Here is a 19,020-nt window from a genome sequence, read left to right as displayed (position 1 = left end):
GCGACGCGACATATCTGGAGCGCGGCAATATCGTCTTCGAGGGCGGGGTGGAGGGCACCTGGCTCGAAGGCTCGAAGCAGTTCAACCAGCAATATGCAAGCTCCTACAATTACATCGCCTATACCCACGACGACCACGACATTCCCTTGGCCAGTGGAAGTGACCGAACCGGCAGCGCGTTTGACCAGTTAGACCTCGCGCGAACCGACGAATCTGCGACCGACGCTGGCGCCGTCGACGACACGAACAGCGGTACGCCCGAAGCTGTGGAGCTCCACGGGGGAGCCAGCAAGGACCAGCTCCTGGGCGGAGCCGGAGCTGACCGGCTTGTCGGCGGCCGCGGCAATGACAGGCTGGACGGCGGCGCGGGCAACGATGTGCTGAAAGGGGGCGCGGGAGCTGACCGGCTTGTCGGCGGCGACGGCCATGACAGGCTCGACGGCGGCGCGGGCAACGATGTGCTGAAAGGGGGCGCGGGAGCTGACCGGCTTGTCGGCGGCGACGGCCATGACAGGCTCGACGGCGGCGCGGGCAACGATGTGCTGAAAGGGGGCGCGGGAGCTGACCGGCTTGTCGGCGGCGACGGCCATGACAGGCTCGACGGCGGCGCGGGCAACGATGTGCTGGAAGGGGGCGCGGGAGCTGACGTCCTTATGGGCGGATATGGCGCGGATAAGTTTCAGTTCCAGTCAACCGGCGATACGGCTCCTGAATCGCCCGACACCATCAACGACTTCGTGCACGGGCTCGACCGCATAGATCTGCGCCTGATTGATGCGAACACCAATATCTCTGGAGATCAGGAGTTTTCCTTCATCGGAGACCACGGTTTCAGCGGCAATGCCGGTGAAATGCACTTCGTGGACCACGTGCTTTCGGGCGACGTCAACGGCGACAGCATCGCCGACTTCGCTCTACAAATGAACGGCACCCTTTCTCCCGCCGACTTCTTCGTTTGAATGGAAGACCGCTTCCCCAGAACCCCTTGCAGGCATCCATCGCAACATGCGCGCACTTGCTATCGCGGGATTTTTTCCGACGGAGGATGAAGCGAGATCCTCTTCGCCTTCGAAACCTGCCAGACATCCTTGGCATGTCCGCTCAACAGGAGAAGCGCACCGCACCCCGACGCGACATATCCCTGCACGAGATAGCTGAAGGAATTCAATGTTCTGGGTAGCCGTCCTGGCATCACCGCTCCAGCGAAAACGAGCGCGCCGGCCGTCAATTCGGCGGCCAGCAACAACTGCCAGACTATGCCGCCGGATAAGGCCAGCGAAACGGATGCTGCGAAACTTACCACAAGTATGAAGGGCAGGAAGGAGCGGAGCCCCTTTCCAGAAACAAAGACGAATGCAAGCCTGTAGTTCATGGGATTGGCCAGCCTCCAGAGACGCAATGCCTGCTGCAGGTTTCCCGCACCGATCCGGATACGTCGGCGGAAATCCTGTCGTGAATTCGTGGCCTCCAACTCCGTGGCGACGATCTGGCGGTCGTAGATTCCTTTCCAACCTTGGGAAATGATACGCATAGGTAGCATGAAGTCGTCATTGATCGTATCCGGCTCTAACGGCGTCCAAAGAGCCCGGCGAAACACATAAAAGGCTCCATGAGCGCCCATCGGCGCCGCTACCAGCGCCTCGTCGGACTTGATCCGAATTTGGTACTCCCAGTAGGCGCGCTCGCCTGGCGAGGCGTCCTCGGGCAAGGAATATGTCCCACAGACCACGCCGACATGCGGATCATCGAAATGGGCCACTGCTCGCCCGACCGCGTCACTGTTTAACAGAGCCGACGCATCGCTCAGCGCGACCAGATCCGTTTGGATTTCAGGCATAAGCTGGTTTAGGACTCCGATCTTTCCGATATTGAGTTCGATTACGACCACTCTGGCGTTGCAAGAAGGGTATTCCGCCAATGTATTCCTCAGAACAGTTTCCGTGTCGTCCTTGCACCCGTCGAGTGCAATAACCATCGTGAGCTTATCCGGCGGGTAATCGAGCTGCGCACCATTGATTATTTTACGCCGTATGACCCGCTCTTCGTTGTATGCAGGAATGAGCAGTGCCAGGGACGGAATAGGAACTCGGGGGCGAAAGGAGCGCGCGCCGGGTTCAGAAGACAGTCCTCGGCGGCGCTCGATTCCGCTTGCAAGCAGGCGCAGAAGAACGGGGTAGCCGACGTGGTGATAAAGCAGCAGAGCCGCGCAGCAGGCAAGTATCGCCATTTCCATTCAGAGACTCCCGTCCTCCGGAGGCGAAAAGGCTTCCATCGATAATATTGGGTCAGCCTTGCGGTGGACGCAAGCCAGGACTAGGTTCACGTCTTGTTGGGTTGCAGCGAGCGTGAGGCTGATGGCATACGGCCCGCTACGGCGCATGCGGTGACGAAGCGAATTCAGTGATGAAGGTTTCATCAGTCGAGATTTTGTTCACCGTCGTTTCCGTTCTGGCCATGGGCGTGTTTATGCCGTTAGCCGCAGCGGATGACATCCCGATTTCGACGGTGAGCCAGTCTCTGGAGGAGCCACCGTCCGTCCAGGTCACCACCGCCGATCGACTATCGCTGAGGTTCCATGGGCAAGCGGACCTGACCGGGGAATACCGTATCAGCCCGGACGGAACCTTGTCGGTTCCTGTGATCGGACGAATAAACGTCGCGGACATGTCCTTGGCGCAGTTGGAACAGGAGCTGACGCGGCGCGTGACAGAATTTACGAGCCACGGGACTTACGTGACAGCAGAGATAATCAGCTATCGCCCGCTTTTCGTGACGGGTTTCGTAAGCAAACCAGGAGCCGTCGAATGGCATCCAGCGATCACAGTGTTGCAGGCCGAGGCTTTGGTTGGCGGTCTCTACCGGGCACCCGAGGGGGCCATCAGCAACGAGAATATCGGCGACGTGGAGGCCTTGCGCTTATTGCGGACCGGGCGTGAGGAGCAGAAACTGCTCCTGGCCTCCCTTGCGGGGCTGAAAGCCGAGAAAGCAGGCAGCGCACAAGTCGAAGTACCGCCGGTCCTTGCGGGCTTGGCGGGCGAGGAAGAGGCCAGATCCTTGATTGAAGGACAGCAGTCCTACTTGAACAGTCGCCGAACCGGGCTGGAGAAGAAAAAGGCGGCGCTTGAACGAAGCGCCGACCTCGCCGGCGATGAACTCGATGCGCTCCAAGAACACGCCGCTCGGGTCAACGAACAACTCCGAATGCGCCGCGACATGCAAGAAAAGTTGGCGGGGCTTCTGCAGAAAGGCCTCGTTCCTCGCGAGCGAGAGCTTGAGAGCGAGATCAAGATCGCCGAATTGGAGGAAAAGGCTACGAATGTAGCGGTCGCGCGGGCGCGCGTGCAAAGTACGGCCGCCATGCTCAAGCAGGAAGCAGTGGCGCTTGAGGAAGATCGAGCAGCGGGAATAGACGCCGAGATCGCGAGGCTCGAAGGCGAACTGGCAAAGGCGGGCATCGATGTCGAAGCAGCCACGAACAGATACGACAGGCTTGCTACTGAGACCGCACGGGCTGCGGCGACGCCGCTGCGGCGTATGGTGATCAAATACACCATCGTCCGCCGTAGCGAGACTGGAGAGCATCGGGCGCCGGCGGAAACATCATCCTACCTGTTGCCAGGAGACGTACTTCTGGTTTCGCAAGAATTTGAGCAAGAGACCAGCCAGACACCCGAAACGCCTGGCGGCGACCAGGCCGGCGGCACAGGCAACGCAAAATGACGAATGTCGACCTGCGGCAAATAGAGGATGTCGTTATCGCAATTTCGAGTGCCGAAAAACGCATCGTCGGCCTTACATCTGCCGAAAGCGATAGGCTCGTTGATTCGGTTGCCTGGGGCGCCGCGGAATTTCTGGCGCGGTCAGGCAGATCGGTGCTGCTAATCGACCTTCAACAGGTTATCCGTGAGGATCAAGGCTCTGCCTGCCCCCTCTCCGACATGCTTGGAGACAGAAACATAACCCACAAGCAGCAGGGCCTGGATGTCATCACGTTAACACCCGACCCGGAGAGCCGTTACGCGTTTGCCGACACCGCTCAGCTCAGGACGATCCTGGACGGTTTCCTCGAGGTCTACCAATTCATTCTTCTCGAACTGGGACCAGTCCTTGCCGTTTCGCCGGCTAAACTGAATCCACTGCCTCTGGGGGGTGCATGCGACTATCTTCTGCTGATCTGCCCTCGCGGCTCCACCAAACGGTCGCAACTGCGAAGCGTCGTCGACAAATTGAGGGCGGCACGTTGCACCATTGGAGGCGTTATCCTGAACGAAGACCATTATTCGAGCATGGGAGTTGAGGTCGCGTCGATCGCCTCCTGGCTTCTCTCGCCCATGCCCCAACTGCGGAGGCGCGTCCAGAATTGGGCCGTAAACAGCGATCTACTCAACTGATGTTTGTCCGCTCCGCGATCCGTTACGGTGCGGGATCGGCCCCGCAGGATGGTGAGCAGACGCCGCGCGTTGGCGCCAGCCTAGGCCGCCCACGTCGTCTTTATGCCTGCCATCCAGCAGTTGCTCCAATGCCGCGAATCTAGGGCATCGGCGGCATGCGCGAAGAAGTCCTACTCGCTGCAGCAATGACCCTGGCCACCTTGCTGCTTTGGGCCGTGTCGCCGAACCCGTTCGTGCCTCTTTTGGCTGCAGTGGCGCTGCTCAGCGTGGCGGCCGCCTTGTGGTTCCCGTCCTTGACCCTGCTGCTGTTCGTGATCTTCTCAATGTTCCGCTTGCATGAAGTTTTCCCCGTACTGCGACCGCTGCAAATACCGCTTGCCTTAAGTGTGCTCGGTATCGCCTCCGTGGCATGGCACTTGGTTCTCTCCCGCCGCATCAAGGCCTATTTGTCAGCGGAAATGAATGCGCTCCTCGTTTTTGGACTTCTCGTCTCGCTTGGAGTCTTGACGGCGAAATCGCACGCGCTGGCGTATTCATACTGGTCCGAGAATTTCATCAAGGTGGTTCTTATCACCTTCGCACTCGGCTGGACATTGCGCGAACCGGGGGGGTTCAGGGTTGCCACCTACTTGATCGTCCTGTCGGGTCTCCTCGTCGGCGCCGTAACCCTCTCCAACCGGCTCAATGGTATCGGGCTCGTGGAAATGAGCCGTGCAACCGTTGCCCAGGAACTCGGATCGCCTTTGGGCGACCCCAACATTCTCGCCCTAACCCTCACATTTTCCCTGAGTTTTTGCCTTTCCCTGCTGTTGTCACGAACCAGAGCCATTGATGTCTTCCTCGGCTTGGTCGGAACCGGGGTCGTTACCGCAGGAGTGGTTTGTACGCAAAGTCGCGGTGGCTTGCTCGGCGTGGTGGCTGTCCTAGCTGTGAGCGCAACTCGAGTGATGAAGTTGCGCACAATCCTTCTGTTTGTCATACCCGTCGTCGCGGCAGGGCTGTACATGGCGATGAACCTTTCCGACCGCGTGTCCGGCGGCGCACAGGATATGAGTGGGGAATCGGCGAGTGGCCGACTCTATGCGTGGTCTGCCGCCATCAACATGGCGCTCGATCGACCTTTCACAGGAGTCGGCATAAACAACTTCGTTGACGAGTTCTACACCTATACGGACGTGTGGTTCGATCGTGCCTTGACCGCCCACAGCGCCTGGTTTCAGGTTCTCGGCGAAACGGGGTTCCTGGGGCTGGGGGCGTTCGTGATCATGGTCGCCATGACCTTCAAATCCGCGGTTCGCGCCCAGCGATTGCTGGAGCGCAACTCAGCGGCGTCGGATATGCAGGGTTTCGCCTACGCGATTACCGCCGGCCTGGCAGGTTTCTGTGTCGCCGGGTCATTTCTCAGCGAGGCTTACAATTGGGCCCTTTATGCTCTCCTTGCATTCTCGTCCGCCATAGCAAGGTGGGCGTCAAGCTCGGCTGACGGTTCGGACTGGAGCGACATCTTCGCGCGGCAATCTGGCTCGCCGCAAGTGGCTGCGGGATTTGACGCAGCGCCAACATCGGGATCCAAGCACGATCGAACTACCTCAGCCTCGGATCAGCGGCCACAGTTTCCACAAGAGCACTTGGGGAAACAGGAATGCGATTTGGCTCGCGACGGACACCAGGGCACATAAGCATCCCGCCAGGAAAAAGGTGCTCCAATCGCGAGGATCGAGCCAGGCGTCAAGCCAATAAGCCGCCAGTGCGCCAATCAGCCCGCCAACCGCATTTGGCAATATTACCCGCACCATATATCGCCGCGGCTCCACGGCTAAAAGCCGGCAGCCATAGATTAGCGGTCCTAGGCCTCTAAACAGGACTGCAGCCGCGGCTGCGGCGAAGCTGAGGCCGGAGAGGCCGAAAGACTGTACCAGCAGAAGGCTCAGGCCTGCGATGGTGACGCTCTCGCAGACGGCAAAGACGGCAAGTAGCCGGTGTTTCTTCACACCAGCGATGACCCAGTAAGTGACCCATTGCGACAAGGCGATCAGCTCACCGAGCATGAGGATCTGGAGTTGCTGATAGGCTTCGTCGGCGCGTCCGCCCTGCCAAAGGTGAATAAAGCTGTCCCCCAGGACGAGCAGCCCGATTGTGAGAAGACAGCTCAAGGCGGTAGTGTAGCGGCCGCCCTCCACGAACAAGGTCTGCTGAGCCATGTGAGCTTGCTCATGGAAAAGCCGGACCGATCGCGCCGCGATGGCTTCGGTCGTTGCCGACAAAAGGATGTTGCAATTGACCGAGAGCTGGCGCGCGATGGCGAAAATCCCCACGGCCGCATTGCTGAGTGTGTAGCCTACGAGAATTGGACTCAGTTGAAGCGCGATCGACCTCGCGGCATTCAGCGCCGCAAAGTCGATACCCAGTCGGAGAATCGTCGCTGCGGTTCTCCTTGTGGCCATATGCGGCCGAGGGGCAAGCCAAGGCTCCACCTGAAAGCTGGCGTAAGCCATGGTCACCGCGCTCAGGCAGCCGGTAAAAAGCGTGCATGCTGCAATGATCCACAGTGGCGAACCTATTCCCACGAACATCATGAGCAGCGCGAGCCGCAGCAGGACAAGCGGCACCTCTATAATATTGATGAGGTCCATCCGCTCGTAGCCCCACAGGAGGCAGGTAAACGGCGCCGCAATGAAGTGAACGGCGCTTGCAAGAGCCATCAGGCGCAGCGCCAAACCGACACTCGCCGCGTCTTGCGGAGGCACTGTGAACACCGCTAGGAAAACGAGCGGAATGAACCAAGCGACGAGCGCCACGCCGATTGCGCAGACGCCGAGCATTGCGATAGCTGTCGAGAAGATCCGGTTGATGCCGTCGATGCTGCTTTCGGCCCGGCCAGCGGCGATGAGGCGTCCCACAGCAACTGTCGTGCCGAAGTCCAGCAACCAAAGCAGCGATGTCGTCGAGACGACGAGCGCCCACAGGCCGAACGTCTCCAGCCCAAGCTGTCTCAGAAGGAATGCCGCAGCCACAAGACCACACAGCGCATTGAGGACGGCACCAATGCAGCTTGCCACCACACTCACGCTCAAGGATCGCGCCAAGGGGATATGCTCCCGACAAAACCGAGGGTTGGTACTGGTTCACTACTTCCGCTATGATGCGACACGTTAAGCTATCAGAACCCGAAGACGTTCCAAGGCGGGAAATGCTGATGCAACGCGGCGGGGCCGATCGGAGAGGCTGCTTCTACCTTTGGCGTGGGAGGACCTTGATGCGCCGGAAAATCATGCCCCCCGGCCCACGAGGGTTTTGTTGCGTCTTTGCAACGCTGCTGCTGGCATGGTGTTGTGTTTCGGCAGCAGGGGCGACTCTTGTCGACACGGGCGCTATCACCGCCATTTGGGCCAATGACGGAGGCGACAAGGTCACGCGCAACGAATTGCGCGCTCATTCAGGGGAGACCTCGATCTACAATTCAATCTGGGACGGACGGCAGGTCCGCCTCTTCGCTGCAGCAAACGAGATCGTGTCGGTTAACCTGGTGATCGAAGCAGCGGATCACGCTGCTGAGGGGGTCCAGGTCGCATTCAGCGACTTGACGAACAGCTCGGGTCGCCGGCTCCGCTCCGATCCGACTCGGACGAGGCAGAAACTGTTCGATTGGACTTCCACAGAGATCGAGCTCTTCTACATCCAGTACCTGCAGGTCAGGGGATTAAGCCAGCTTTCATACGGCACATATGACGAACGGCAAATACCAGAGCGGTTGCGACGCCAGTCCATCTCCGGCACGCCTTATGGGGGGTGGAAGGATCGGCCCGGCGCGGACAAGTTTTTCCCCGATATCGCCGTCCCACTGGAACTCGTCGACGCCTTCGACATCCCCGCACGCTCCAACCAAAGTATCTGGGCTGATATCTATGTGCCCCGAACGGCCCCGGCTGGCGACTATGCCGGGGCGATCACGATCACGGAACAAGGCCGCGTGCGAGCGCGCATTCCAGTCCGGTTGGAAGTTCTGAACTTTGTCCTTCCCGATGCCACGACCTCGCGAACCATGGTAGCGACGAGCTATGAGGAGATCGCCCGCCGCTACACGGGTGAATCTTATCCCGCTCCCAATTCCAGTCAGGACCGTCTGGTTCGTCGAGTGGCCGACCGGCAGTTCCTGCTGGCCAGGCGCCACCGCATCTCGCTCGTGGACGACAACTCTGGCGCGGAGCCGTGGCGACAAGATCGACCGCGGCCCGAGTGGATACCACGCCTGACAGGCCAATTGTTTTCGCGTGAGAACGGCTATGCCGGCCCATGCGAGGGCGTCGGAAGCGAGCTGTTCGTGGTCGGGTTGTATGGTGCGTGGGAAACGTGGTGGGGCGGTGCCGAAAGAGAGGCGATGCGGTCCCACGCAACGGCATGGGAACGATGGTTTAGAAGGAATTTTCCTCATGTGGAGCGCTTTATCTATTTGTCCGACGAATCTGAGGACTACGATCAGACGGAAAAATGGGCGAGATGGATAAGGACAGGAACGAAGGAAGAACCAGCTCTTGCCACTTTTGCGACAGCCAATCTCGTCAAGAGCCTGGATGCGTTGTCCTCGCTGTCCATTTTCGCAAGCTGGATCGGCGTAGGCGACACACCGGTCTGGGAGCAGGCGGTAAAAGCGCTGCGGCAAACCGGCAGACGGTTGTTTCTTTACAACGGTCTGCGCCCCGCCTCCGGCTCCTTCGCCATCGAGGACGAAGGCGTTGCGTTGCGTGAGCTCCCTTGGGGTCAGTACAAAATGCGCGTCGACCGGTGGTTCTTCTGGGAAGCCACATATTACAAAAATTACCAGGGAGGGCGCAGCGACACGGACGTCTTCGTGGAGGCGCAGACATTCGGCGGAGCGCCGGAATTTGACGAAATCACCGGACTGACTGGCTCAAACACGTCGAACGGCGACGGGGTTCTGTTCTATCCGGGCACGGACGCAATCTTTCCGGAGCATTCCTACGAGCTCGAGGGTCCGATTGCCAGCTTGCGTCTGAAACACTGGCGCCGCGGGATCCAGGATGTTGAATATCTCGCCCTTGCCGAAGCGATCGACCGCCAGGCGACCTGGGCCGTGATCGAGCGAATGGTCCCGAAGGTTTTGTGGGAGACCGGGGTCGGCGATTCCTCCGATCCGACCTGGGTCCTTGCGCCTATCAGTTGGAGCACAAATCCCGATGACTGGGAATCCGCGCGCCGGGAATTGGCTTCTATCATAGAAAAAGGATCTATCCGATGAGGGATTTAACCACCCGCTTCAACTCTCCGGTCCGGACATGAACAGGTCGCCCACGCAAGTCACGCGCTTTCTCGTCCAGGCAGTATGGAGGCGCCGCTGGTTGCTGATCATACCGATCCTGATTATGCTTCCAGCCGGCTTCGCCGCCAGCCAACTGATGCCATTCAAATACGTCACCCGCTCTTTGTTGCTTCTCCAAGAGTCCGGGGAAACAGGCCCACTCACGCGAGAGACCAACGTCCAGTTCGTCACGAAAGAGGAGCGGCTCGCCGCATTGCGGGCCCTTTTGCTTAGCGATCGCGTGCTGGGCGGAGTGCTGGATGACCTCAGCATGACCGATCCGGCATCTCGCGCGGTCGGCATTCGCGATCTCAGGGAAACCACGTGGCTCGAAGGGGCGGGGACCAATTTCATCGAGATCTACCACTCCGGCTCGAACCCGACCGGTTTGGGCAAACAGCTCGAAACCGTCATCACAAGGTTTCTGGAGGCTCTGGTTCCTGAGCAGAATGAACCCGACGCCATTCAAATCCTGCTTGAAAAGCGTATGCGCGACTTGGCGGCGGCGCGTGCGTTGAAGGTCGACCTGGAAAGGCGGCAGGCGGAGTTATCCATCGGCAGCCCTTCTGCGGCTCAGGCGAGGCTGGCAGAACTCGACCATTTGCGTCAGGCAAAGGCTGAGGAGTTGCGCCAAGCCGACAAGGCTGTCGAGCTTGCCAGGCCTGCGGCGCTTGCTGACGCAACCGTCGAACAACTCGAACAGGAAATCGACCGACTGGCCAGCACGCAGGGGAGTGAGGGCGAACAGCAGGAGCAATCGCTGCGGGCGGAAGAGGTCGTCCCACTGCGAGACGCACTTGCCAGACGGACGGCCGCCCTGTCCGAGCATGAAAGGATAGCTGCCGAGATGGAAGCTGAGCAGCGCAAAATTTCCGAATATGAAGGCTTGAAGGCGCAGATCGCCGACAGGGAGCGCGACATCGCGGCAGCCCAGGATAAGCTCGAAGCAACACAGAAACGTCTCGAGTCGGTTCGGCTAGGGGATGCGGTGGGTATTTTGCGGGCACCGGAACTCATCCGCATCGTTGATCCTCCGCGCGATCCCGAATTTCCGACGAGGTCCCCGATCGTCTATCTCTTCGCCGCCTTGGCAGCTGGTATACTGCTCGGCCTCGGCCTAGCGGCCATCACGGAATTCCTCGATACGACCCTCCGTGATCCCGACGAGTTTAGCGAGGCGGCGGGAGCACCCGTCATCACGCGAATTGGCGCCAAGAAGCACGAGCTTTTCCTCTTGGATCGCCCGGAAAGCGCCTAAGCTGGTGCCCTCGGCTGCCGCCCGTCTTGCAGGAGCCGCCAGGCGGCGCCCAACGCGGGACCTATCGGGGTGGAGCAAACCATCGACGCGAATTGGTAGGGCAGCATTGGTCTCCAAGAATGTCTCGCGAAGCGACGCCTGAGAGCGGCTGCCTTGCGCCAATCCCCCCAATAGCCGACCACGCATGCGGTCTTGAAGGCGCGGATTGCCAGCATCTGCTCCAGAAGCGGTCGAAGACTTGTCGGGCAGCTGTCTTCGATCTCGGAGGGGTCCTCAAGAAAAGGCTCGACCGGCCTCACAGCGGGCAGATTGCTGCTTAGGCTGGATGCTTCACGGTGTATGCATACACGAGGCTCAAGGTCGACCATGACTTGTTCGTTGAGGGCCAATTTGAACCACAGATGGGCATCCTCCCCGTACCGGCAACCGTTCCGGTCGTAGAACCCCCCGAAAGCGCGGATCACATCAGTGCGAGCGATCGTCGTGCAGGGCGTCATGAAAGCCACGATCGAAATCGCAAAGGACGGATCTGTATTCGGGTTCAACCGAACGGGGCCAAAGGACAGGCCGCGCGACCGCCACAGAACTTCGGACGAGGCGCCGGCCGGCATCTCAAGATAGCCGGCGGTCACACTGGCAATCTCGGATCCCGCTTTTGCGAAGTGTCTCATGCCAGCAGATAGAAAATTCGGCTTCCACTCGTCGTCCGCGTCCAGGAATGCCACGAAGGGAGCTCTTGCCTTCGCAAGCCCGCGGTTGCGGGCCGCGCCTGGCCCGGCGTTCGCCTGCGATATCACGCGCAGGCGCTTGTCCTTATGACTCCGCGCGACCGAGAGGCCGCCATCGCTGGATCCGTCATCGACGACGATAACTTCGAAGTCATCGAAATCCTGAGCCCAAATCGAGTTGAGAGCCCGCGCCAAGTAAGGCGCCTTGTTGAACAGCGGAATGATCACTGAAACTGTCATATCCCTACGCCCTACGAAGTCTTTCCATACCAATTCCGGGTGAACCGAGGTGGCGCCTCTCATCCGCTTGTATATGATATTGATATCTGCATAGCGTGGTACCTAAATCTGCCATGATCCTCTCTTGATCGGTAAGCCGAAATTTTTTCAGTTCTGCTGCGATCGGAAGCTAAGCAGGTGTTGAAGGGGCGCAATACAGGTACAAATATGGACTGGCCCGCGCCGGCTGGAAGCGGAGTACCTTTGCATTTCGCCGGCCTGCGCGTGGCTTCGCTGATCGACACGGCCATCGTATCTGGGCCTGGTCGGCAGTTGACGGCTCTGGCGAACCAGTTGGGCGAGCGGGGGGTCAAGCTACGGGTCTACATGTTCCAGCGGGCCGGGTGTTCGGCGTCACCGTTCATCGCCTATCTGGAACGTGCCGGGGTCGAGCACGTTGTACTTCCTGACAATGGGCCTCTCGACATCTCCCCTCTCGTACGCCTCGGTCGGAGCTTGCGTGAATGGAAGGCCGATATCGTGCAGACACACAACTATCGCACGACCGTCATGGCCTATCTGCTGAAGCAGACGAACCCTCCTTGGCCTTGGATCGCGTTCTTTCACGGTTCGACGAACGAGGGCTGGAAGGTCAGGCTGTATAACCGTATCGACGGGATGCTGCTTCCTCGAGCTGATCGGCTTGTCGTAATGTCCGAGCGTCACAAGCGCGATTTCTCCGCTGCCGGCGAAAGGGTCCGCGTGATCCACAACGCGATCCTGGCCATCCCGTCCGAAAGCTCGCCGGTGGAGCTTGGGGCCATTCGTCGCCCCGGGGTGCCGCTCATCGGCGTAATAGGTCGGCTGAGTCCGGAAAAGGGCGTAGATGTGCTGATCGAGGCGGTGTCTTTCTTGCCGGCCCGCTCGGTTTCCGTCGTCCTTGCCGGCAACGGCCCCGCGCGCGCGGCGCTGGAGCAGCAGGCAGTCGCGCTTGGCGTCCAATCGGATATACACTTTCTGGGAACGGTCGAGGATGTCGGATCCCTGTACCGGCAACTCGATCTGGTAGTGCTGCCTTCACGCAGCGAGGGACTTCCCAACGTCCTTCTCGAAGCCCTCAGCGCTGATGTACCCGTTGTTGCAACCGCCGTTGGAGCCGTGCCGGAGGTCCTAGCCGACGAGGCAGCAGGCCGGATCGTCGCCCCAGGCGACCCCTGCTCGCTGGCCGAGGCGATCAGACAATCCCTGGAACACGGAAGAAGCCCTTCCGCGAAGACGGCGCGAGCCGCGGTGGCCGCACGGTTCTCGCTGGAGAAGCGGGTTTGCCGACATCTGGGCCTTTACCGCGAGCTGCGTCCCGACCGGGTCGCAGCGGGAACTATCCCTTGAACGCCATTCGCCATGAAACGAATGGTGCGCCTCCGGCCAGCCTGAGGATCGAGATGGTCCTCCCGTCCCTGGCAATGGGGGGGATGGAAATGATGGCGCGGGATCTCGCCTTGGGGCTTGCTGCCCGCAGACATCGGGTTGGAATTACCTGCCTGGAGGAGGAGGGCGAACTCGCCGTGGCTCTTCGTGCTAGCGACGTGTCGGTAAGCCTGGTGGGCTGTCCCGGCATTCGCCCCAATTTCTTTCCCGACGCCAAGCTGAGGGCCCATGTCGCGGCACGCGGCTGCCACGTCGTCCACGCGCATAATGCAGTTTGGGCCAAAGCTGCTTTGGCGTCCTGTTCTGTCCGTGTGCCCGCGAAGGTTAGCACCTTGCACGGTTTCGCATATGGCGAGGGGTGGCAGAGCGAACTGTTACGCTGGTGGGGAGCGCTCCATTCGGACGTCGTCGTAGCGGTCTCGGCGCCGTTGCGTAGCCATCTCGTCCAACGAACCCGGATACCGGCGTCGAAGGTCACCGTCCTCGCAAACGGAATCGACACGGCGCGCTTCGCGCCGGGCCATCGAAGCGGTACAATTCACGCTCGGTTCGGCATCGCTCCAGGTTCTCCCCTTGTCGGTTGCGTTGCCCGGCTCGATCCGATCAAGAATCACGCGCTGCTGCTTGCCTCATTGAAGCTAGTGCTTCTATCCCTCCCGCAGACGCGCCTGGTGCTTGCGGGTGAGGGGCCCTTGCGCCAAGAACTCGAAGCGCTCGTCGCGGAAATGGGGCTCTCCCAGTCTGTCATTTTCGCTGGAGCGATTGCCGATACAGCACCATTGTATCGCGACCTCGACATCTTCGTCCTGCCGTCACTTTCGGAAGGCACTTCGATCAGCGTGATGGAGGCGATGGCGAGCGGCGTGCCGGTAGTGGCGACCGCCGTTGGCGGCACGCCCGATCTCCTTGCGGGCGGCGCATGCGGCATGCTTGTGCCTTCGGGCGATGCCGCCGCGATGGCCAGCGCTGTCATGCACCTTTTACTGGACAGCGAGCTTCGCTCGCAGTTGGCGGCGAAAGGCCGCGAGCAGGTTACGTTAAACTTTTCACAGCTTGCAATGGTGATCGGATATGAGGAGCTATACCATTCCATTTTGAGGAAGAAGCATGAGCGCTCTTCGGCTCGCTGACGACGGGGTCTCGACATGTGCGGCATTGCGGGCGGCATAAGCCTCGCCCCCGGGACCCGTCCCGATCCTCGACGAGTCGAGGCAATGTCGGCCGGAATGACGCATCGCGGGCCGGATGGAGCCGGGCTTTGGATTGCGCCATCTGGGCGTGCGGTTCTCGCGCATCGCAGGTTGGCGGTTATTGACCTGGCGACAGGAAGCCAGCCGATGCTGGACGAGTCCGGGAGCATCGGGATCACCTTCAACGGAGAGATCTACAACTACCTCGAATTGCGGGAGGAACTGGCCGGCGAGGGGGAGAGATTCCGCACCAGATCAGACACGGAAATCCTCCTGCGCCTCATCATGCGCCGGGGCGAAGAAAGCGTGAAAGTGTTACGAGGCATGTTTGCGTTCGCTGCATGGGACGACCGGTGTGGGTCCCTGCTTCTCGCGCGCGATCGTCTCGGCAAAAAACCGTTGTTCTATACGGTCGAAGGAAAATGCCTGTACTTCGCCTCTTCCCTGGCTGCGCTTCGCGCCGGGGCGGCGGTAAACAGCATCGACCCACAGGCGCTCGATATCTATCTCGCTCTGGGTTACATCCCCGCGCCGTACACAATCTATCGCAATACCTTTAAGATGCCGGCCGCCAGCCTCGCGACGCTTGGCCATCGGGGGCTATGCCTGCGCGGATTTTGGGATCCCGCGGATTACGGCGAGCCCTATTCGGGCTCTTATCAGAATGCCTTGGATGAACTTCAGGAAAAGCTTGATAAGGCCGTTGCCCTCCGGCTGCGCAGCGACGTCCCGGTGGGGGTGTTTCTGAGCGGTGGTATCGATTCCAGTCTCGTCACCGCCACGACCGTGCGTCAGTCGGTCGAGCAGATCGAGACATTTTGCGTGGGCTTCGAAGACAGCCGCTTCGACGAGAGCAAGTTCTCGTCCGCCATTGCCAACCATCTTGGCACCCGGCATCACACCCTGCGTGGGCGGACAGATCTTCTCGATATCCTGCCCCGGATGACTCTACATTTCGGCGAACCCTACGCAGATTCTTCCGCCCTCGCGCTCTGGGCGATGGCCCAGCATGCGAGGCCATCGATCACCGTTGCTCTGGGAGGTGATGGAGGCGACGAAGGTTTCGCCGGCTATGGCTGGTACGGCAACGCGCGACGCCTCGACAGCCTGGCGAACTTAATCCCGGCCAGCGTCGCCCGCATCGGGGCCTGGGGGGCTCGTCTCGCGGCCCGCCATTGTCAAGGCAGCGTCAAAATGGGCCGGATCGAGCGCGGCTTGACGGTACTCGAGCTTTCGCGGGCGGAGCGCTTTGCCGCTCTCCGCTCCTTCGTCAACGCGACGGAAGCGGAGTTTTTGTACGATGGCGAGCTGCTCGAACGGCGACGTGCGGGCCTAGACCCCGCGAGCACGATCTTAATCGACGCGTATACGCGGGCAAGCGGCACTGCCCTGCGCAAGATGCGCTACACTGACATCCGGACCTATCTCGCCGACGACCTTATGCCGAAGCTCGACATCGCCACCATGGCTCACAGCCTGGAGGCCCGCGCGCCTCTGCTTGACCATGAAGTCCTTGCATTCGGCCTGTCGCTTCCCGACCACTTCCTGATGGACGAGCGCGGCGGAAAGCGCATTCTGCGCGATCTGCTTGCGCGCCACGTGCCGCGCGCAATGTTTGAACGCCGCAAGCAAGGCTTCTCTGTACCGTTGCAGGTCTGGTTCTCCGGGCAACTGCGTCCGAGGCTTGAAGCGCTGACGCGGAGCGAGGCCCTCGAAGGGCTCGGCCTACTCAAGCCCGCGGGGATACGGCGCCTGGTAGCTGAACACGCAACGGGCGCGCGCGACCACAGCCAGCGTCTGTTCTCCCTCGTGCAACTGGAGGATTGGCTATGTTCCCGTTGATCTGCGTTGGGCAGCCCCGTTCGACTGTGAGAAATTATTGGATCCAACGCCTGTTCGCAGGCATGGGGAGAACTTCATGAACAGCGTGATTGACGTTCTCAGGCGCCGGATCGCCGTGGTGGGGCTCGGCTATGTCGGGCTCCCGGTGGCGACCGCTTTCGCGCGCAACGGCTTCAAGGTCCTGGGTTTCGATATCGATCCCCTCCGCATTGCTGAGCTTCGCGGCGGCATCGATCACAACAACGAACTGGAGCTTGCGGATGTTCTTTCCGCCTCGCTGCGCTTCACCGACAATCCCGCCGAGCTAGCCGAGGCCGATTTCTTCATCATCACGGTACCGACGCCGATCGACGCCGCGCGACGGCCGGATCTGTCGGCACTGCTCAAGGCCTCCGAAACCGTCGGCGGCGCCCTCAAGAAGGGCGACTTTGTGGTGTATGAGTCTACTGTGTATCCCGGCGCCACAGAGGAGGATTGCGCGCACGTTCTCGAACGCGCCTCGATGCTGAAGGCGGGTGTGGATTTCCATCTCGGCTACTCGCCCGAGCGGATTAATCCGGGCGACAAGGAACATCGCCTCGAGACCATTCGCAAGGTTGTTTCCGCCCAGACCCGGGATGACGCCAATATCATCGCCGCAGTCTATGCTACCGTGGTCACAGCCGGCATCCATATCGCGCCCTCGATCAAGGTCGCAGAGGCGGCCAAGGTAATCGAGAACTCACAGCGAGATCTCAACATCGCCTTCATGAATGAGCTGTCAGAGATTTTTGCGCTGCTGGGCATCGACACCGCTGACGTGCTCGCCGCCGCCGCTACCAAATGGAACTTCCTCCCGTTCTCTCCGGGTCTCGTCGGCGGCCACTGCATCGGAGTGGACCCCTATTATCTGACCCATAGCGCCGAGCGCAAAGGGTATCACCCGCAGGTTATCCTTGCTGGTCGCCGAGTAAACGATAAGGTCGGGGAGCGAATCGCTCAAGAAGCCATGCGACTGCTGTCACAAGTGGTAGGTCCGCGCCGTGTGGCAATACTGGGCGTTACTTTCAAGGAGGACGTGGCCGACATCCGCAATTCGCGTGTTATCGACATCGTCCGCGGGCTTGAGAGCTTTGGTGTGAGTGTCGAGATCTCCGATCCGATCGCCCGACCGCAAGATGTCCTTCACGAATATGGCTTGAACTTAAAACCGATCGAGGCGCTTTCGTCCGCCGATCTGGTCATACTTGCCGTCCCGCACCGGCCGTATGTTGATGCGGGCTGGCCCCTGCTCACGGGCATCCTGCGCGGAGGCCGAGGGATTGTGATGGACGTGAAAAGCGCGCTGCCCCGCCAGCAAGGCGAGGCCCCAGTCCATCATTGGCGGATGTGACTGGATGGGCCATTCGTGCTGGCAATGCTGCCCCCCGGTGCGCAGCCACCTGTTGACACATGGTCGGCCTTTACCGGCGCTGATAGAGGAGCGGGCCATCAAGGCAGGTTAACCCAATCCGATCTACAAGAAAAAATCCGGGTAGGAGGGACCAGTTCCTCGGATGTAAATAGAGAAGTCGGCGATGCTGTCGCCGTTGACGTCGCCCGAAAGCACGTGGTCCACGAAGTGCATTTCACCGGCCTTGCCACTGAAACCGTGGTCTCCGATGAAGGAAAACTCCTGATCTCCAGAGACATTTGTGTTCGCATCAATCAGGCGCAGATCTATGCGGTCCAGCCCGTGCACGAAGTCGCTGATGGTGTCACGCGATCCAGGGATCGTATCGCCCGTTGATTGGAACTGAAACCTATCGGCGCCATACCCGCCCATAAGGATGTCCGCTCCCGCGCCCCCGTCAAGCACATCGTTGCCCGCGGCGCCATCCAGACTGTCATTGCCGGCGCCGCCCGAGAGCACGTTGTTGTGCGTGTCGCCGCGGAGCGTGTCGGCGAAATTGCTGCCACTAATGTTTTCGATACCAGAAAAGATGTCGCCGAATGCATCGCCGCCGTTGGCGCCGGCGTTGGCCAGGTCGGCAACTACGGATTTGGCCGCGCTGGCATAGCTCGCGCAATCAAGCCCGGCGCCGCCGACAAGCCGATCAGCTCCCGCGCCCCCGTCAAGCACATCGTTGCCCGCGGCGCCATCCAGACTGTCATTGCCGGCGCGGCCTGAGAGCACGTTGTTGTGCGTGTCGCCGCGGAGCGTGTCGGCGAAATTGCTGCCACTAATGTTTTCGATACCAGAAAAGATGTCGCCGAATGCATCGCCGCCGTTGGCCTCGGCGTTGGCCAGGTCGGCAACTACGGATTTGGCCGCGCTGGCATAGCTCGCGCAATCAAGCCCGGCGCCGCCGACAAGCCGATCAGCTCCCGCGCCCCCGTCAAGCACATCGTTGCCCGCGGCGCCATCCAGACTGTCATTGCCGGCGCGGCCTGAGAGCACGTTGTTGTGCGTGTCGCCGCGGAGCGTGTCGGCGAAATTGCTGCCACTAATGTTTTCGATACCAGAAAAGATGTCGCCGAATGCATCGCCGCCGTTGGCGCCGGCGTTGGCCAGGTCGGCAACTACGGATTTGGCCGCGCTGGCATAGCTCGCGCAATCAAGCCCGGCGCCGCCGACAAGCCGATCAGCTCCCGCGCCCCCGTCAAGCACATCGTTGCCCGCGGCGCC

14 protein-coding genes are annotated in these 19,020 nt (G+C 60.5%); 10 read left to right on the top strand and 4 right to left on the bottom strand.

The window, feature by feature from the left end; translation table 11 throughout:
* A partial coding sequence (locus B5V02_RS00840) for a calcium-binding protein (RefSeq protein WP_146605994.1) occupies window positions 1-959 on the top strand: 959 nt, incomplete at its 5' end.
* Window positions 960-1,018: 59 nt separating this feature from the next.
* Here B5V02_RS00840 and B5V02_RS00835 read toward each other — a convergent pair.
* On the bottom strand, window positions 1,019-2,233 hold the full coding sequence (locus B5V02_RS00835) for a glycosyltransferase family 2 protein (protein ID WP_111542385.1): 1,215 nt from the start codon (window positions 2,231-2,233) through the stop codon (window positions 1,019-1,021).
* 170 nt (window positions 2,234-2,403) lie between these two features.
* On the opposite strand from B5V02_RS00835, the gene B5V02_RS00830 reads away from it, so the two are divergent.
* The 3 genes from B5V02_RS00830 to B5V02_RS00820 all read left to right on the top strand — a co-directional run bounded on the left by B5V02_RS00830 (window position 2,404) and on the right by B5V02_RS00820 (window position 6,070).
* Window positions 2,404-3,720, top strand: a complete 1,317-nt coding sequence (locus B5V02_RS00830; protein WP_111542384.1) for a polysaccharide biosynthesis/export family protein — start codon at window positions 2,404-2,406, stop codon at window positions 3,718-3,720.
* Window positions 3,717-4,391, top strand: coding sequence for a P-loop NTPase family protein (locus B5V02_RS00825; protein WP_111542383.1), 675 nt, complete (start codon window positions 3,717-3,719; stop codon window positions 4,389-4,391). The genes B5V02_RS00830 and B5V02_RS00825 overlap by 4 nt, the downstream gene beginning before the upstream one ends.
* Before the next feature lie 155 nt (window positions 4,392-4,546).
* The gene (locus tag B5V02_RS00820) at window positions 4,547-6,070 is read left to right on the top strand and encodes an O-antigen ligase family protein (RefSeq protein ID WP_111542382.1); all 1,524 of its coding nucleotides are present in this window, start codon (window positions 4,547-4,549) and stop codon (window positions 6,068-6,070) included.
* On the opposite strand, the gene B5V02_RS00815 is transcribed toward B5V02_RS00820, so the two are convergent.
* Window positions 5,981-7,459 (bottom strand): lipopolysaccharide biosynthesis protein, encoded by a 1,479-nt coding sequence (locus B5V02_RS00815; RefSeq protein ID WP_245445567.1) that lies wholly within the window; start codon window positions 7,457-7,459, stop codon window positions 5,981-5,983. The two genes, B5V02_RS00820 and B5V02_RS00815, sit on opposite strands and share 90 nt — an antisense overlap.
* Window positions 7,460-7,647: 188 nt before the next feature.
* Here B5V02_RS00815 and B5V02_RS00810 point away from each other — a divergent pair, with 188 nt between their 5' ends.
* A complete protein-coding gene (locus B5V02_RS00810) occupies window positions 7,648-9,648 on the top strand; it encodes a DUF4091 domain-containing protein (protein ID WP_167458316.1) in 2,001 nt (666 codons plus the stop codon).
* 100 nt (window positions 9,649-9,748) lie between these two features.
* Window positions 9,749-10,966: a GumC domain-containing protein gene (locus B5V02_RS00805; protein ID WP_167458315.1), complete on the top strand. Its 1,218-nt coding sequence runs from the start codon at window positions 9,749-9,751 to the stop codon at window positions 10,964-10,966.
* Here B5V02_RS00805 and B5V02_RS00800 read toward each other — a convergent pair.
* The gene (locus B5V02_RS00800) at window positions 10,963-11,934 is read right to left on the bottom strand and encodes a glycosyltransferase family 2 protein (protein ID WP_167458314.1); all 972 of its coding nucleotides are present in this window, start codon (window positions 11,932-11,934) and stop codon (window positions 10,963-10,965) included. The two genes, B5V02_RS00805 and B5V02_RS00800, sit on opposite strands and share 4 nt — an antisense overlap.
* A gap of 243 nt (window positions 11,935-12,177) precedes the next feature.
* Here B5V02_RS00800 and B5V02_RS00795 point away from each other — a divergent pair, with 243 nt between their 5' ends.
* The 4 genes from B5V02_RS00795 to B5V02_RS00780 all read left to right on the top strand — a co-directional run bounded on the left by B5V02_RS00795 (window position 12,178) and on the right by B5V02_RS00780 (window position 17,745).
* A complete protein-coding gene (locus tag B5V02_RS00795; protein WP_167458313.1) occupies window positions 12,178-13,302 on the top strand; it encodes a glycosyltransferase in 1,125 nt (374 codons plus the stop codon).
* A complete protein-coding gene (locus B5V02_RS00790) occupies window positions 13,299-14,471 on the top strand; it encodes a glycosyltransferase (RefSeq protein WP_146605993.1) in 1,173 nt (390 codons plus the stop codon). Before B5V02_RS00795 ends, B5V02_RS00790 begins: the two co-directional genes overlap by 4 nt.
* A gap of 15 nt (window positions 14,472-14,486) precedes the next feature.
* Complete coding sequence (asnB, locus tag B5V02_RS00785) at window positions 14,487-16,373, top strand: asparagine synthase (glutamine-hydrolyzing) (RefSeq protein ID WP_111542375.1); 1,887 nt, start codon at window positions 14,487-14,489, stop codon at window positions 16,371-16,373.
* 76 nt (window positions 16,374-16,449) lie between these two features.
* Window positions 16,450-17,745 carry a nucleotide sugar dehydrogenase gene (locus tag B5V02_RS00780; RefSeq protein ID WP_111542374.1) on the top strand — a complete coding sequence of 432 codons (1,296 nt, stop codon included), beginning with the start codon at window positions 16,450-16,452 and terminating at the stop codon, window positions 17,743-17,745.
* 123 nt (window positions 17,746-17,868) lie between these two features.
* Here B5V02_RS00780 and B5V02_RS00775 read toward each other — a convergent pair.
* Window positions 17,869-19,020 (bottom strand): calcium-binding protein (locus tag B5V02_RS00775; protein ID WP_146605992.1); only part of this gene is annotated, 1,152 nt, incomplete at its 5' end.

The sequence above is a fragment of the Mesorhizobium kowhaii genome (assembly GCF_003253745.1).
GTDB classification, from domain to species: Bacteria; Pseudomonadota; Alphaproteobacteria; order Rhizobiales; family Rhizobiaceae; genus Mesorhizobium; species Mesorhizobium kowhaii.
The sequence above is the reverse complement of the archived record's forward strand: the minus strand, read 5'-3'. Positions and strand labels throughout refer to the sequence as shown.